Here is a 15,069-nt window from a genome sequence, read left to right as displayed (position 1 = left end):
GATTCCTTGCGAGGCTCAGGCCAGTCGGCGTTCGGCCCGGCGCTGGCGCAGGGTGTCGATGATGACGGCCACCACGATCACCGCGCCCGTGATGATGCGCTTGCTCGGCTCGCTCGCGCCCACCTGCGCCAAGCCGGCCTCGAGCACGGCGATGATCAGCACGCCGAAGAAGGTGTTGATCACCGAGCCGCGCCCGCCCATGAGGCTGGTGCCGCCGATGACCACGGCCGCGATCACCTGCAGCTCGATGCCCACGCCCGCGTTCGGGTCGGCCGCTTCGAGGCGGGCCGACTGCATCAGGCCTGCGAGCCCGGCCAGCAGGCCGGTGACGGCGAAGACGATGATGCGGATCGGGCGCGGGTCGATGCCCGCCAGGCGCATGGCTTCCTCATTGGTGCCGATGCCCACCACGTGGCGGCCGAACACGGTGCGCGTGAGCACCAGCTGCCCCACGGCCACCAGCACCACCGCGAGCACGAAGGCGGCCGAGATGCCGCCGATCCACGGCGCGGCCAGGCCCGAGATGGCGTCGCCCACGTACTGCGTGCGCGAATCGGTGACCAGGTAGGCGCCGCCGCGCACGGCTTCGAGCATGCCCAGCGAGACGATGAAGCTCGGCAGCCGCCACGCGACCGACACCGCGCCGGTCACCGTGCCGCAGACCAGGCCGGTGGCCAGGCCGAGCATGGCGGCCACCGGCACCGGCAGCTGCCATTGGAGGATGGCGGCGGCCGTCACGGCCGCGCTCAGCGCCAGCACGGAGCCGACCGACAGGTCGATGCCCGCAATGATGAGCACGAAGGTCATGCCCACCGCCATCACGGCCAGCGCGGGAATTTCGTTGGCGATGGAGATGAAGGTGTCGCGCGTGAGGAAGTATTCGCTCATCGAGCCGAAGAGCGCAATCATGCCCAGGAGCACGACCGTCAGGCCCAGGTAGGTGCCGAGCTGGCCCTTGAGCGCGGACGGCGGCTGGCTGGCGGCAGCGGAAGAAGATGCGGGAGAGGCGGCGTTCATGGTCGTTCGTCAGGCGTCGGCGGAAGTCGGGGCAGGGGCGGCGGAGGCAGAGTCTGCTGGCGAGCCGGGCACGCGGCCCGAGGCGTCGCTGAAGGCGGCGGCGAGCAGCGACTGTTCGGTCCACTCGCCGCGTTCGAACACCGCGACCAGCCGGCCGGCGCTCATCACGCCGATGCGGTCGCACATGGCCATCAGCTCGCGCAGGTCGCTGGACACCATCAAGAGCGCCTTGCCGGCATCGGTCATGCGGTCGAGTTCGGCGTACAGGTCGGCGCGCGCGCCCACGTCCACGCCGCGCGTGGGCTCGTCCAGCAGCAGCACCTTGCATTCGCGGTGCAGCCAGCGTGCGAACACCACCTTCTGCTGGTTGCCGCCGCTGAGCGTGGACACCGGCTGCTCGATGCTGCGCGAACGGATGCGCAGCAGCTCCACCAGCCTCCGCGCGATCTGGCGCTCCTTGGCGCGGCGCAGCCAGCCGGCGTGCGAGATCGCGCCGAGGTCGCTCAGCGTGGCGTTGACACGGATCGGCTGCGACAGCAGCAGACCCTGCGACTTGCGGTCTTCGGTGACCAGGCCGATGCCCGCGCGGATCGCCTGCATCGGCGAGCGCCAGCCCTTGCGCGCATGCTGCACGGGCTGGGCGGCCGGCGTGCCGTCGTGCAGCACGACCTCGCCGCGATCGGCGCGGTCGGCGCCGAACAGCAGCCGCACGAGCTCGGTGCGGCCCGAGCCGACCAGTCCGGCCAGGCCCATGATTTCTCCGGCGCGCAGTTCGATGTCGACATCGCGCACCACCTGCGCCCGGCCGATGCCGCGCGCGCTCAGCAGCACCGGGCCCGCCACGCGGCGCTCGCGCCCTTCGTGCTCGTGCACTTCACGGCCGACCATGCGCTGCACCAGTTCGGATTCGCGCACGCCGGCCATGGCGCGCACGTCGACCAGCCGGCCGTCGCGCAGCACCGCCACGCGGTCGGCGATGCGCTGCAGTTCTTCGAGGCGGTGCGACACGTAGACGATCGCCACGCCGCGCAGCTTCAGCAGCTCGATCTGCTCGAACAGGTGCGCGGTTTCGCGCGGCGTGAGCATGGCGGTGGGCTCGTCGAGCACCAGCACGCGCGTGTCGTCCTGCAGGTTGCGCGCAATTTCCACCATCTGCTGCTGGCCGATGCCCAGCCGCGCCACCGGCGTGGCTGGGTCGATGCCGTCCAGGCCGATCTTGGCGAGCTGGCGCTCGGCCAGCTCGTGCAGCGTGGCGCGGCGGATCCAGCCGCTCTTGTGCGGCAGGCGGTCGAGCAGCAGGTTCTCGGCCACCGACAGCGTGGTGACGAGGCCGAGTTCCTGCATGACCATGCGCACGCCCAGACGCTCGGCGTCGCGGCGCGAGGCGGGCGCGAAAGGCCGGCCGTCGAGCAGCATGCCGCCGCGCGTGGGCTGCACCAGCCCGCAGACGATCTTCGACAGCGTGCTCTTGCCCGCGCCGTTCTCGCCCGTGAGCGCGAGCACTTCGCCGGCACGCAGCTCGAGCGAGACGCCGTCGAGCACCGGCGCCGCGTAGTCCTTGCCCATCGCGCTCAGCGAGAGCACGGGGGCGCCGCGATCGTTATCAGCCATCGATGGCAACCTTATTCCAGAAACACCACGGAACCGGCTTCGCCGGGCCGCAGGTGTTGCCCCCGGTAGGGGGTAGGCGTAGCGACACGAAGTGCGCGCAGCCTGGGGGCGAGCAACATTTACTTCGAGGACTTGGTGACCAGCACCACGTCGGTCTTCACTTCAGCCGGCATTTCCGCCTGCTTCTTCTTGTCGGCGATGGCCTTCAGCGCGGTCTCGATGCCGAACACCGCCTGCTTGGCGGCGAACTGGTCGGCCGTGGCGAGCACGCGGCCGTCCTTCAGCATCGGCTTGATGGCGCCGATGTTGTCGTAGCCCACCACCAGCACCTTGCCGGTCTTGCCCGCCGCCTTGACGGCTGCCACGGCGCCCAGCGCCATGCTGTCGTTGCCGGCCAGCAGGGCCTTCAGGTCGGGGTGCTCGCGCATCATGCCGGCGGCCACGGTGTTGCCCTTGTCGATCTCCCACTGGCCCGACTGCACGCCGACCACCGTCATGCCGCCGGCCTTCATGGCGTCCTGGTAGCCGAGGGTGCGCTGCTGTGCATTGAAGGTGGTCGACACGCCTTCGATGATGCCGACCTTGTCGCCCGACTTCAGTTCCTTGGCGAGCGCGTCGCCTACCAGCTTGGCGCCAGCGCGGTTGTCGGGGCCGACGAAGGGCACCTGGATGCCCTTTTCCTTCAGCGCGGCGGCGTCGAGCTGGTTGTCGATGTTCACGACCAGGATGCCCTTGTCGACGGCCGCCTTGATCACCGGCACCAGCGCCTTCGAATCGGCCGGCGCAATGACCAGCGCGTTGATCTTCTGCGCCACCATCTGCTCGACCATCTTGATCTGCGCGGCGGTGTCGGTCTCGTCCTTGATGCCGTTGGCCACCAGCGTGTACTGCGCGGCGTTGGCTTTCTGGTGCGCCTTGGCGCCGTCTTCCATGGTGCGGAAGAACTCGTTGGCCAGCGACTTCATGACCAGCGCGACCTTCGGCTTGTCCTGGGCGAAGGCGGGCGTTGCGGCGATGGCGCCCAGCAAGGTCAGTGCGGCAGCGCTTTGCAGGGTACGGCGGGTGAACTTCATGGTGATGTCTCCTGAAATGAGGGGTCTGAGCGGGTCGCCGGTCTGTGCCGGGGGCTCCGATGTTAATCGACGGAAACGTTTGCGCAAACGTTTGCCATTCGGGTCTAACCCTGAGATTCCGTGTGCCGGAGAGGCCTGCGAAGCGCCTGTTCCAGAGGGCCGCCGCGCACGGCCGCCCGAAGCGGCCGGCCCGCCCCCGGAAGGGGGTTGGCGAAGCGACACGAAGTGCGCGCAGCCTGGGGAGAGTCTTGCTCGCTAAAATCGGGGGTTACCCAAGAGGACCCCCCATGAGTTTGCAATGCGGCATCGTCGGCCTGCCCAACGTCGGTAAATCCACCCTTTTCAATGCGTTGACCAAGGCCGGCATCGCAGCGGAAAACTATCCGTTCTGCACCATCGAGCCCAACGTGGGCGTGGTGGAAGTGCCCGATCCGCGCCTCGACCAGCTCAGCGAGATCGTCAAGCCCGAGCGCGTGGTGCCCGCCATCGTCGAATTCGTCGACATCGCCGGCCTGGTGGCCGGTGCCAGCACCGGTGAAGGCCTGGGCAACAAGTTCCTGGCGCACATCCGCGAGACCGACGCCACCGTCAATGTGGTGCGCTGCTTCGACGACGAGAACGTGATCCACGTGGCCGGCAAGGTCGACCCGATCTCCGACATCGAAGTGATCCAGACCGAACTGTGCCTGGCCGACCTGGCCACGGTCGAGAAGGCGCTGCACCGCCACACCAAGGTCGCCCGTTCGGGCGACAAGGACGCGCAGAAGCTCGTCGGCCTGCTCGAGCGCTGCCAGGCGGCGCTGAACGAGAACACGCCGGTGCGCGCGCTGGAGTTCACGAAAGAAGAGCTGCCGCTGGTGAAGAGCTTCACGCTCATCACCGCCAAGCCCGCGATGTTCGTGGGCAACGTGTCGGAAGACGGCTTCGAGAACAACCCCTACCTCGACCGCCTGCGCGAATACGCCGCCAAGCAGGGCGCGCCCGTGGTCGCCATCTGCGCCAAGATCGAAGCCGACCTGGCCGAGATGGACGACGAAGACAAGAAGATGTTCCTCGCCGAGATCGGCCAGGAAGAGCCGGGCCTGAACCGCCTGATCCGCGCGGCCTTCAAGCTGCTGGGCCTGCAGACCTACTTCACCGCCGGCGTGAAGGAAGTGCGCGCCTGGACCATCCACATCGGCGACACCGGTCCGCAGGCCGCCGGCGTGATCCACGGCGACTTCGAGAAGGGCTACATCCGCGCCCAGACCATCGCCTTCGAGGACTACATCGCCTACAAGGGCGAGCAGGGCGCGAAGGACGCGGGGAAGATGCGTTCGGAAGGCAAGGAATACGTCGTCAAGGATGGCGACGTGATGAACTTCCTCTTCAGCTCCTGATTTCGCTCGCCCCCAGGCTGCGCGGCACTGCGTGTCCGCTGCGCCAACCCCCTGCCGGGGGCAACACCTGAGGCCCGGCGAAGCCGGTTCCTCGGTGTTTCGCGAAGGGGCTTCGCTGTCGCTTGTCTTGTCGATCAGTTGCTCTTCTGCTTGCCCCACACCACGGTGTCATCCACCGCATAGGCCGCGCACGTCACCTTGCGTTCGGCGCAACCCTTGAGGTGTTCGGTCAGCGCGGCCGAGTTGGTGGCGGTGCCGAACTTGTGGTCGCTCGTGATCAGGAAGATGCGGGGCCGGGCCTGCAACAGGAACTGGCGGTAGGCGTTGTGCACCGGTGTCGGGTCGGCGCCGATGGCGGGCAGGGCCTGCAGGTTTGACAGTTCGGCGTGGCCTGAAGGCGCGGGTTCACCGTCGGGGCCGAGCATCACGCCGGTGGTCTTGAGCAGATCGCGCCACGTCGTCAGCTCCGCGGTCACGCGCTGCGGCAGTTCCATCACCCATTGCGCCGGATAGGCGAAGCCGAGGTTGGCACCGCCGGGCGCGATGCTGTCGGTCACGCCGACCAGCCGGCCCTCGGTGTCGAACAGTCCGCCGCCGCTGGAGCCCGAGGACACCGGCGCCGAGGTCTGCACGATCGGCAATTGCCCGGGCGCGCGCGGACGCAGCGCGGAGATCAGGCCCTCGCTCAGCGTGCGTTCGAGGCCGTGCGGGCTGCCGACGGCGAACACGCGCTGGCCGACGCGCAGTTCGCCGGCGGGCACGATCTGCACGGCAGGCAGCTGCAACGGCGATTCACTCGTGAGCACGCACAGGTCGCGCGACGGGTCGGGGTCGCGCAGGATGCGCGCGATGCGCAACGTGATCGGGCCCTGCGTCACGGTGACGGAGACGGCGCCGTCGACCACATGGCAGGCGGTGGCCAGCGCGCCCGAAGTCACGGCCACTGCGCTGCCGATGGCGGTCTGGTTGTTGCCGCGATCGCCCTTCACGGTCCAGACCGCGGGCGAGACCTTGCGGAACACCTCCTCGGGCGTCAGCGCCCAGGCATGGCACGCAGCGAGACCGAGCCAGAGTCCAAGCCCCAACCCGGCTGCGAGCGATGTGCGGCGGCGCCGCGTGAAGTGAGGAGCCATTCAGTCCAGTGTAGGAAGCAGAACCACGGTTTGCCGTAGGCGGTGACGCTGTCGCAGCGGGCGCCTGAAACCCGCGTGCGTTGTGGTTAGACTGCGCGCCCGCTGCATCCTCCGCCGGAAGGCTTCATTTCGCCATGCTCACCGTCCACCACCTGAACAACTCGCGCTCGCAGCGCGTGCTCTGGCTGCTCGAAGAACTCGAACTGCCCTACGAGATCGTCCACTACCAGCGCGACCCGAAGACCATGTTGGCGCCCGCTTCGCTGAAGGCCGTGCATCCGCTGGGCAAGTCGCCGGTGGTGACGACCGACGACGGCGCCACGCTGGCGGAATCGGGCGCGATCATCGAGTCGCTCATCGAGCGCTACGGCCAGGGCCGGCTCGCGCCGCCGGCGGGTTCGCCCGAGGCGCTGCGCTACCGCTACTGGCTGCACTTCGCCGAAGGCACGGCGATGTCGCCGCTGCTGCTGAAGCTGGTGTTCGACCGCATCGAGAGCAACAAGATGCCTTTCTTCGCCAGGCCGATCGCCAAGGCCATCGCGGCGAAGGCGAAGTCGGCGTTCATCCTGCCGAACATCGCGAGCCACCTGAACTTCATGGAAGCCGAACTCGGCAAGAGCGAGTGGTTCGCCGGCGACAGCTTCACGGGCGCGGACATCCAGATGAGCTTCCCGGTCGAGGCCTCGAAGGCGCGCGGCGGGCTCGATGCGCGCCGACCGAAGCTCATGGCGTACCTGGAGCGCATCCATGCGCGCCCGGCCTACCAGCGCGCGCTGCAGCGCGGCGGCCCCTACGAACTGCTGAGCTGAGTTCCCTTCAACCTTGCGAGGCTGCCGCGCACGGCCGCCCGAAGCGGCCGGCCTGCCCCCCGGTAGGGGGTTGGCGAAGCGACACGAAGTGCGCGCAGCCTGGGGGCGAGCCAAGTCCTTATGACGGGAAGACGTAAAGGAGCGCGTACGTCATCGTCACATAGCGCAGGAACTTGCCGATCGCCATGTAGCCCACACAGGGCCAGAACGGCAGCTTGAGCCAGCCGGCCACCGCGCACAGCGGATCGCCCACGATCGGCAGCCAGCTCAGCAGGCAGGCCTTCGGGCCCAGCCGCTCCAGCCAGCCGAGCACGCGCACATGGTGCTTGGAGTGCGCGTACTTGTCGGCCACCTTGTGTGCGCCGTAGCCCATCCACCAGTCGACCGCGCCCCCCAGCGTGTTGCCGATGGTCGCCACCGCGATGGCCTGCCAGAACATCTCGGGATTGAGTTTCAGCAGGCCGAACAGGATCGGCTCGGAGCCGACCGGCAGCAACGTGGCCGACACGAAGGCCGCGATGAACAGCGTCGAAAGTCCGTACTGGGGGAGCGCGAGGAGCGCCAGGAGTGCGTCGAGCCAGGCTTGCATAAGGTCGGCGGAGTATAGGCAGCGCTCACGTCGCAACCGCGTGGGAGAAGGCCCCGCGAAATACTGGTGTTTACGCCTGTGTCGCAGGTGCAAATAGGCGTAAATCGTTTCAGTCGCTGAAATGCCACGTGGCTACAATCGTGCCTCATTTTTCAGCAGCCGACCCGCACAGCAACCTTCCCATGACCCTGCAGATCGGCACCCACACGCTGGAAAACCGGCTGTTCGTCGCGCCCATGGCCGGCGTGACGGACCGACCCTTCCGCATGCTGTGCCGCGAACTCGGCGCGGGCTATGCGGTCAGCGAGATGGTCACCTCGCGCAAGGAGCTCTGGAACACGCTGAAGACCTCGCGGCGCGCCAACCACGACGGCGAGCCGGGCCCCATTGCGGTGCAGATCGCCGGCACCGACGCGGCCATGATGGCCGAGGCCGCGGTCTACAACATCGAGCGTGGCGCGCAGATCATCGACATCAACATGGGCTGTCCGGCCAAGAAGGTCTGCAACAAGTGGGCGGGCTCGGCACTGATGCGCGACGAGCCGCTGGCGCTTGAAATCGTGCAGGCCGTGGTCGATGCGGCGCAACCCCACAACGTGCCGGTCACGCTCAAGATGCGCACCGGCTGGAGCGAAGACAACCGCAACGCGGTGAAGCTCGCACGCGACTTCGAATCGGCCGGCGTGCAGATGCTCACCGTGCACGGTCGCACGCGCGAGCAGGGCTACAAGGGTCATGCCGAGTACGACACCATCGCCGCCGTGAAGGCCGCGGTGCGCGTGCCGGTGGTGGCCAACGGCGACATCCGCTCGCCCGAGAAGGCGCGCGACGTGCTCGCGGCCACGGGCGCCGACGCCGTGATGATCGGCCGCGCCGCACAGGGCCGGCCCTGGATCTTTCGCGAGATCACGCATTTCCTGGACACCGGCACCCACCTCGCGCCGCCGTTGGTGGCCGAGGTGCGCCGGCTGCTGCTGGACCACCTGGAAGCGCACTACGCGCTGTACGGCGAGTTCAGCGGCGTGCGCACGGCGCGTAAGCACATCGGCTGGTATGTGCGTGCGCTGCCCGACGGCGAGGCGTTCCGCGCACGGATGAACGCCATCGAAGACTGCGCCGGACAGCTGCGCGCGGTCGGCGATTATTTCCAGGGGCTCGCGGACCACATGGACCGCATGCCCGATCCGCCGGCAGACGAGGAACCGTCGGCGGAAGAGGAGGCGGCCTGCGCCGTCGATTGAAAGAAAAAAGAGAAAAAGAGAAGAAGCAATGAGCAAGAAACACATCGAGGACTGCGTTCGCAGCAGTCTGGACAGCTACTTTCGCGATCTGCGGGGCACCGAACCCGACGGCATGTACGAGATGCTCGTGCGCGTGGTCGAGAAACCCCTGCTCGACGTCGTCATGACGCGCGCCGAAGGCAACCAGTCCAGGGCCGCCCAATGGCTCGGCCTCAACCGCAACACGCTCCGCAAGAAATTGGTCGAGCACAAACTTTTGAAGTGACGCACTCCCCCAGGCTTCGCGCACTTCGTGTCGCTTCGCCAACCCCCTCGCCGGGGGCGATACCAGCGGCCCGGCAAAGCCGGTTCCGCGGTATCCCTGGAATAACTCCCCTTTGAATTTGCGAAGAACCCTATGACCCTCACCGCACTCCTCTCCGTTTCCGACAAGACCGGCATCCTCGAATTCGCGCAGGCCCTGCATGGCCTGGGCATCAAGCTGCTGTCCACCGGCGGCACCGCCAAGCTGCTGGCCGACGCCGGCCTGCCGGTGACTGAAGTTGCCGACCACACCGGCTTTCCCGAAATGCTCGACGGCCGCGTGAAGACGCTGCACCCGAAGATCCACGGCGGCCTGCTGGCGCGTCGCGACCTGCCCGCGCACGTCGCTGCCATCAAGGAACACGGCATCGACACCATCGACCTGCTGGTGGTCAATCTCTATCCATTCGAGTCGACCGTGGCCAAGCCCGGCTGCACGCTCGAAGACGCGATCGAGAACATCGACATCGGCGGCCCGGCCATGGTGCGCAGCGCGGCCAAGAACTGGAAGGACGTCGGCGTGCTCACCGACGCTTCGCAGTACGCCGTGGCACTGGCCGAACTCAAGGCCGACGGCAAGCTCAGCGACAAGACCAAGTTCGCGTTCTCGGTGGCTGCGTTCAACCGCATCGCCGACTACGACGGCGCGATCAGCGACTACCTTTCCGCCATCGACTTCGACGCCAGCATCGGCCAGCCCGCGCCCACGCGCTCGCTGTTCCCCGCACAGAGCAACGGCCGCTTCGTGAAGGTGCAGGACCTGCGCTACGGCGAGAACCCGCACCAGCAGGCCGCGTTCTACCGCGACCTGTATCCGGCGCCCGGTTCGCTCGTGTCGGCCAAGCAGCTGCAGGGCAAGGAGCTGAGCTACAACAACATCGCCGACGCCGATGCGGCGTGGGAATGCGTGAAGAGCTTCGACGAACCCGCCTGCGTGATCGTGAAACACGCCAACCCCTGCGGCGTGGCCGTGGGCAAGGATGCACTCGAGGCCTACAGCAAGGCCTTCAAGACCGACCCGACCTCGGCCTTCGGCGGCATCATCGCTTTCAACCGTCCGGTGGACCTCGCGACCGCGCAGGCCGTCAACAAGCAGTTCGTCGAAGTGCTGATGGCGCCGGGCTACACGCCTGAAGCGTTGGAAGTGTTCCAGGCCACCAAGGCCAAGCTCAACGTGCGCGTGCTGGAAATCGCTCTTCCGAAGGCTTCCAAGGGCGGCGCCACCGACTGGGACAACGGCCGCAACGCGATGGACGTCAAGCGCGTCGGCTCGGGCCTGCTGATCCAGACCGCCGACAACCACGAGCTGGCACTGGCCGACCTCAAGGTGGTCAGCAAGAAGCAGCCCACGCCGCAGCAACTGCAAGACCTGCTGTTCGCCTGGAAGGTCGCGAAGTACGTCAAGAGCAACGCGATCGTGTTCTGCGCCGACGGCATGACCATGGGCGTGGGCGCCGGCCAGATGAGCCGCCTCGACTCCGCACGCATCGCCAGCATCAAGGCCGAGCATGCCGGCCTGTCGCTCAAGGACACGGCCGTGGCCAGCGACGCCTTCTTCCCGTTCCGCGACGGCCTCGACGTGGTGGTCGATGCGGGCGCGGGCTGCGTCATCCAGCCGGGCGGCTCGATGCGCGACCAGGAAGTGATCGACGCCGCCGACGAGCGCGGCGTGGTGATGGTGTTCTCGGGCGTTCGCCACTTCCGGCACTGAGGCCGCGGCCCTGCGGGGCCAGATCGAACAAGGCCAAGGTCGCGCGAGCGGCCTTGGCCTTTTTTTTGTTGCCGCCGTGGCTACTCGTGCGTGCCGAAGCGGTACTTGAGCTGGAAGCTGATCGCGCCGTAGAGGCGGTTCTTCACCGTTGGCACATACGCGATATTCAAGCCCCAGTTCTTGCCCTCGATGGCAGCCGTCGGAATGATGGCCGGGAACCAGTTGCCGTTGCGGTAGTCCGGGTAGCCGTCGAAGCCGCCCACCACCGCACCGAACTTCACGCCGTAGAACTCGAAGGGCAGGATGTACAGGCCGACGTAGTGCGACTGCCGCCGGTTGCTGTTGTGGAAGGTGCCGGCGGTGATGCGGTAGGTGTCGTTCAGCGGGTACTCGAAGCCCAGGCCCGGGTTGGCGTTTTCCAGGCCCTTGCCGCTGTCGAAGTGCGCCGAGTAGAAGCCGGGGTTGATCCAGATGTTCTTCGGCTCGAAGCCGAAGGACGATTCGGCCGGGGACTGCGCCAGCGCGAGGCCCGGCAGAAGAAGGGCACTGAGCAGCGGCAGCATGCGCAAGGGGGTCATGGGCGGGCGTCCTGAATATGGGTCTGTCTCGCGGCTTCGATGGTGGCTGCGATGACTGCTTCCCTTGAGTCTGCGTGCACGGGATGGGGCCCGTGAACGCCGGCGCAATATACACGCGGCGATCACGAAAACGATGACATCGTTCAGGTGGGCTGCGCCAGGTATTTGCGAAAGAGTTCGGCCAGCCGTAGGGCCGCCAGCGACAGTGGCTTGCCGCGCGGCGAGACGATGCCCAGCTCGAGCGGCGGCACCGGCATCGCGAGCGGCACGCGCTCCACCAGGTCGGCATACGGCGACATGGCGAGCATGCCGGCCGGTCCCACCATCAAGGCGTCGCTGCGCGTCAGCAGGCCCCAGCTGACGCCGAACGACGCCACCTCGATCCGGTGCTCCGGCAGCGGCAGGCCCTGCTCGGCGTACTGCTCGAGCAGGAAGGTGTGCTGGCTGCCCGGCGCCAGGTGCATCAGCCATTCGGCGCCTGCAATCTCTTCCCAGCGGGTGGCGCGGCTCAGCGGATGGCCGCGCCGGCAGAGCACCGCCATCTCGATCATGTCGAGCCGTTCGAACGCGAAGTCGGCATCGAGCGCCGCGGCCACCGGGCCCGCCACCGCGAAGTCGATCATGCCTTCGCGCAGCAGCGGCAGCACCTGGGGGATCAGGCCATCGAACAGCTTGAGCTGCGCATGCGGCATGGCCTTGCGGAAGGCGCGCACGACCTCGGGCAACACGCCCAGGAACACCATCGGCGTCACCGCGACGGCCACGCGGCCGTGTTGGCTGCCCTGCAGGATGCGGATGTCCTGGCGCGCGAGTTCGAGTTGCTGGTGCGCCAGCCGTGCGCGCACGGTGAGCTGGCGGCCGCATTCGGTGAACTCGATGCCGCGCGAACTGCGCAGCACCAGTTGCGCGTCGACCTCGGCCTCGAGCTCGCGGATCGCCTTGGTCACCGCGGCCTGGCTCAGGTGCAGGCTGCGTGCGGCGGCCCGGATGCTGCCGGTGTCTGCCAGCCGCAGCCAGGCCTTGAGCTGGTGGTCCTTCATGCGGGGGATTCTGCCGGGCGGCGCCACCGGGTGATCCCCAGACAAACACAGGTTGTCATCGCGACAAGCGATTGTCTTTTCCGGCGGACGACCGATTCCTAGACTTTGCGCACCGGTCGTCTCATGGTGAGCGGCGGACTTCTCACAGGAGATACCTTCGTGCCTGCACTGTCATTCGCGTGGACCCGCCGCACTGTCCTGGCCGGGCTCGCCGCCGTCGCCCTGGGTGCTTCGGCCCAGTACCCCGAGCGCCCGCTGAAGTTCATCGTGCCCTATGCCGCGGGGTCGGGCGTGGACGTGGCGGTGCGGCCGGTGGCCGACGCGATGGGCCGCGAACTCGGCCAGGCCATGGCGGTGGACAACCGCGCCAGCGCCGGCGGCATCGTCGGCACGCAGGCGCTGGCGACTTCCGCGCCGGACGGCTACACGGTCGGCTACGGCAACCTCGTGACCTTGAGCATCAACCCGGCCTTCTTCTCGAAGCTGCCGTACGCCCCCGAGAAAGACCTGGTGCCGGTCGGCCTGATCTCGAGCAACGCCTACGTGCTGATCGTGCGCAAGGACCTGCCGGTGCGCAATCTGCAGGAGCTGATCGCCTACGGGCGCGAGCATCCGGGCAGGCTCTCGGTCGGCTCGCCCGGCATCGGCAGCGCCGGCCATCTGACCGGCGAATTGCTGAAGGCCGAGACCGGCCTGACGATGGTGCAGGTGCCCTACAAGACCGGCACGCAGGCGGTCGGCGACATGGTCAACGGCCAGCTCGACGTGACCATCGAGAACATCTCGGCGGTGCTGCCATTCATCCAGCAAGGCCGGGTCAAGGCGATTGCCGTGACCAGCGCGAAGCGCGCCGGCGTGCTGCCCGAGGTGGCGACGGTGGCCGAGAGCGGCGTGCCCGGTTTCGAGGTGGTGGCCTGGGGCGCGCTGATGGCGCCGGCGGGCACGCCGCGCAAGACGGTCGACAGGCTCAACACCGCGTTGCGCGCCGCGCTGGCCGACCCTGCCGTGGTCAGGGCCAACGCCGCGTTGTCGATCGAGGCGCTGCCTTCGAGCCCCGAGGAGCTCGGCGCGCTGATGAAGCGCGAGAAGCCGCGTTGGGCCGACGCCGTGCGGCGCGCGGGCGTCAAGGGCGACTGACGAACAGTCCGATCGATTTCATTTTTCCCAAGGAGACAATGCATGCAACTCTGGCAACTGGAAGCCGCCGAACTGGCGCAGCGCATCAAGGCGCGCGAGGTCTCGTGCGTCGATGCGGTGCGCAGCAGCCTGGCGCGACTCGACGCGGTGAATCCGCAGCTGAACGCCGTGGTCGATCGCTGCGCCGACGAGGCGCTGGGCGCGGCAGCACGAGCCGATGCGGCACTGGCGAGCGGCGAGGCGATCGGTCCGCTGCACGGCGTGCCGGTCACCATCAAGGTCAACGTCGACCAGCGCGGGCATGCCACCACCAACGGCGTGGAGGCCTACCGCAGCGTCGTGGCCACGGAGGACAGTCCGGTGGTGGCGAACCTGCAACGCGCCGGCGCGATCGTGGTGGGGCGCACCAACACGCCCGCGTTCTCGATGCGCTGGTTCACCGACAACGCGGCCCACGGGCGCACGCTGAATCCGCACAACGCCGACGTCACGCCGGGCGGTTCGAGCGGTGGCGCGGCGGTGGCGGTCGCGGTCGGCATCGGCGCCATCGCGCATGGCAACGACCAGGGCGGGTCGATTCGCTACCCGGCCTACGCCTGCGGCGTGTACGGCCTGCGCCCGAGCTTCGGGCGCGTGCCGGCCTTCAATCCCTCGGGCGGGAGCGAGCGGCCGATGGTGGTCCAGCTCAGTTCGGTGCAGGGGCCGCTGGCGCGCAGCGTGCGCGATCTGCGGCTGGCTTTCGCCGCGATGGCACAACGCGATGTGCGTGATCCGTGGTGGGCGCCCGCGCCGCTGGAGCCCGCGTCGACCGGGCCGGTCCGCGTGGCGCTGTGCACCGAGTGGCCCGGCCAAGCCTGCGACCCCGAGGTGGCCGATGCGTTGCAGCGCGCCGCGCGCCGCCTGGAGAGCGCCGGCTACCGCGTCGAGCCTGTGCAGCCACCACGTCTGCGCGAGGCGGCCGATCTCTGGCTTTCATTGACGATGGCCGACAGCCGGCTGCTGGTGGAAGAGGCCCTCATGCGCGACGGCGACGACACCATCCGCCAGGCCTACCGCGCCATGGACGCGCACGCGCCGCAGTTCGACACGGCAGGCTACATGCGCGCCCTGGCCGCCCGCACCGGCCTGATGCGCGAATGGGCGCTGTTCTTCCAGCGCCATCCCCTGCTGCTGATGCCTGTGTCGTGGCGGCATCCGTTTTCCGTCGACGCCGACCAGCGCGGCAGCGACGCGATGCGGGAGATCCTGGATGCGCAGAGTCCGCTGCTGTCCACCGCGATCCTGGGGTTGCCCGGGCTGTCGGTGCCCATGGGCTTGCGCCAGGGGCTGCCCACGGGCGTGCAGCTCGTGAGCGACCGCTTCCGGGAGGACCTGTGCCTCGCTGCGGCCGAAGTGCTCGAAGCCGAGGCTGGGCCGGTGGCTGTGGTCGAGCCCGCCTGAGCGGTAGG

Annotated in this window: 14 protein-coding genes; 7 read left to right on the top strand and 7 right to left on the bottom strand. The window is 68.1% G+C overall.

Translation table 11 applies throughout. The features are described 5' to 3' along the window. Positions 1–15: 15 nt before the first annotated feature. From D3H34_RS05015 to D3H34_RS05005, 3 genes are all read right to left on the bottom strand, one after another. A complete protein-coding gene (locus D3H34_RS05015; protein ID WP_119552336.1) occupies positions 16–1,017 on the bottom strand; it encodes an ABC transporter permease in 1,002 nt (333 codons plus the stop codon). Between the two features lie 9 nt (positions 1,018–1,026). Beyond that, positions 1,027–2,628, bottom strand: a complete 1,602-nt coding sequence (locus D3H34_RS05010) for a sugar ABC transporter ATP-binding protein (protein ID WP_119552335.1) — start codon at positions 2,626–2,628, stop codon at positions 1,027–1,029. A gap of 119 nt (positions 2,629–2,747) precedes the next feature. Beyond that, positions 2,748–3,701, bottom strand: a complete 954-nt coding sequence (locus D3H34_RS05005) for a sugar ABC transporter substrate-binding protein (protein ID WP_119552334.1) — start codon at positions 3,699–3,701, stop codon at positions 2,748–2,750. A gap of 287 nt (positions 3,702–3,988) precedes the next feature. Between D3H34_RS05005 and ychF the strand changes: the two genes are divergently transcribed. After that, entirely contained in the window at positions 3,989–5,080 is a 1,092-nt protein-coding gene (ychF, locus tag D3H34_RS05000) for a redox-regulated ATPase YchF (protein WP_119552333.1), read from the top strand. Positions 5,081–5,214: 134 nt separating this feature from the next. On the opposite strand, the gene D3H34_RS04995 is transcribed toward ychF, so the two are convergent. Further along, entirely contained in the window at positions 5,215–6,213 is a 999-nt protein-coding gene (locus D3H34_RS04995; RefSeq protein ID WP_119552332.1) for a trypsin-like peptidase domain-containing protein, read from the bottom strand. 134 nt (positions 6,214–6,347) lie between these two features. On the opposite strand from D3H34_RS04995, the gene D3H34_RS04990 reads away from it, so the two are divergent. Continuing rightward, positions 6,348–7,022: a glutathione S-transferase gene (locus D3H34_RS04990; RefSeq protein ID WP_119552331.1), complete on the top strand. Its 675-nt coding sequence runs from the start codon at positions 6,348–6,350 to the stop codon at positions 7,020–7,022. A 118-nt stretch (positions 7,023–7,140) separates the two neighbouring features. Here D3H34_RS04990 and D3H34_RS04985 read toward each other — a convergent pair whose 3' ends face one another. Continuing rightward, positions 7,141–7,611: a YqaA family protein gene (locus tag D3H34_RS04985; RefSeq protein ID WP_119552330.1), complete on the bottom strand. Its 471-nt coding sequence runs from the start codon at positions 7,609–7,611 to the stop codon at positions 7,141–7,143. 182 nt (positions 7,612–7,793) lie between these two features. On the opposite strand from D3H34_RS04985, the gene dusB reads away from it, so the two are divergent. The 3 genes from dusB (at position 7,794) to purH (ending at position 10,866) form a co-directional block, all read left to right on the top strand. Beyond that, a complete protein-coding gene (gene dusB / locus D3H34_RS04980) occupies positions 7,794–8,852 on the top strand; it encodes a tRNA dihydrouridine synthase DusB (RefSeq protein WP_119552329.1) in 1,059 nt (352 codons plus the stop codon). 28 nt (positions 8,853–8,880) lie between these two features. Further along, positions 8,881–9,117 carry a Fis family transcriptional regulator gene (locus tag D3H34_RS04975; protein WP_056577757.1) on the top strand — a complete coding sequence of 79 codons (237 nt, stop codon included), beginning with the start codon at positions 8,881–8,883 and terminating at the stop codon, positions 9,115–9,117. 132 nt (positions 9,118–9,249) lie between these two features. Further along, positions 9,250–10,866, top strand: coding sequence for a bifunctional phosphoribosylaminoimidazolecarboxamide formyltransferase/IMP cyclohydrolase (gene purH, locus D3H34_RS04965; protein WP_119552328.1), 1,617 nt, complete (start codon positions 9,250–9,252; stop codon positions 10,864–10,866). 80 nt (positions 10,867–10,946) lie between these two features. Here the strand turns inward: purH and D3H34_RS04960 are convergent, their stop codons facing one another. Both D3H34_RS04960 and D3H34_RS04955 read right to left on the bottom strand, forming a co-directional pair. Further along, a complete protein-coding gene (locus D3H34_RS04960; RefSeq protein ID WP_119552327.1) occupies positions 10,947–11,444 on the bottom strand; it encodes a hypothetical protein in 498 nt (165 codons plus the stop codon). Positions 11,445–11,587: 143 nt separating this feature from the next. Continuing rightward, entirely contained in the window at positions 11,588–12,484 is an 897-nt protein-coding gene (locus D3H34_RS04955) for a LysR substrate-binding domain-containing protein (RefSeq protein ID WP_119552326.1), read from the bottom strand. A gap of 159 nt (positions 12,485–12,643) precedes the next feature. On the opposite strand from D3H34_RS04955, the gene D3H34_RS04950 reads away from it, so the two are divergent. Then, the gene (locus D3H34_RS04950) at positions 12,644–13,621 is read left to right on the top strand and encodes a Bug family tripartite tricarboxylate transporter substrate binding protein (RefSeq protein ID WP_286185443.1); all 978 of its coding nucleotides are present in this window, start codon (positions 12,644–12,646) and stop codon (positions 13,619–13,621) included. A 42-nt stretch (positions 13,622–13,663) separates the two neighbouring features. Continuing rightward, a complete protein-coding gene (locus tag D3H34_RS04945) occupies positions 13,664–15,061 on the top strand; it encodes an amidase family protein (protein ID WP_119552325.1) in 1,398 nt (465 codons plus the stop codon). The last annotated feature ends 8 nt before the right edge of the window (positions 15,062–15,069 follow it).

Source organism: Acidovorax cavernicola (assembly GCF_003581445.1).
This window is presented reverse-complemented; position numbering and strand designations above follow the sequence as displayed.

Excerpts from the sequence above, each read along its gene's own strand:
- D3H34_RS05010 (WP_119552335.1), bottom strand. The coding sequence starts at position 2,628 with ATGGCTGATAACGATCGCGGCGCCCCCGTGCTCTCGCTGAGCGCGATG.
- D3H34_RS04985 (WP_119552330.1), bottom strand. The coding sequence starts at position 7,611 with ATGCAAGCCTGGCTCGACGCACTCCTGGCGCTCCTCGCGCTCCCCCAG.
- D3H34_RS05005 (WP_119552334.1), bottom strand. The coding sequence starts at position 3,701 with ATGAAGTTCACCCGCCGTACCCTGCAAAGCGCTGCCGCACTGACCTTG.
- D3H34_RS04995 (WP_119552332.1), bottom strand. The coding sequence starts at position 6,213 with ATGGCTCCTCACTTCACGCGGCGCCGCCGCACATCGCTCGCAGCCGGG.
- ychF (WP_119552333.1), top strand. The coding sequence starts at position 3,989 with ATGAGTTTGCAATGCGGCATCGTCGGCCTGCCCAACGTCGGTAAATCC.
- purH (WP_119552328.1), top strand. The coding sequence starts at position 9,250 with ATGACCCTCACCGCACTCCTCTCCGTTTCCGACAAGACCGGCATCCTC.
- D3H34_RS04975 (WP_056577757.1), top strand. The coding sequence starts at position 8,881 with ATGAGCAAGAAACACATCGAGGACTGCGTTCGCAGCAGTCTGGACAGC.
- D3H34_RS04990 (WP_119552331.1), top strand. The coding sequence starts at position 6,348 with ATGCTCACCGTCCACCACCTGAACAACTCGCGCTCGCAGCGCGTGCTC.
- D3H34_RS04955 (WP_119552326.1), bottom strand. The coding sequence starts at position 12,484 with ATGAAGGACCACCAGCTCAAGGCCTGGCTGCGGCTGGCAGACACCGGC.
- D3H34_RS04945 (WP_119552325.1), top strand. The coding sequence starts at position 13,664 with ATGCAACTCTGGCAACTGGAAGCCGCCGAACTGGCGCAGCGCATCAAG.
- dusB (WP_119552329.1), top strand. The coding sequence starts at position 7,794 with ATGACCCTGCAGATCGGCACCCACACGCTGGAAAACCGGCTGTTCGTC.
- D3H34_RS04960 (WP_119552327.1), bottom strand. The coding sequence starts at position 11,444 with ATGACCCCCTTGCGCATGCTGCCGCTGCTCAGTGCCCTTCTTCTGCCG.
- D3H34_RS05015 (WP_119552336.1), bottom strand. The coding sequence starts at position 1,017 with ATGAACGCCGCCTCTCCCGCATCTTCTTCCGCTGCCGCCAGCCAGCCG.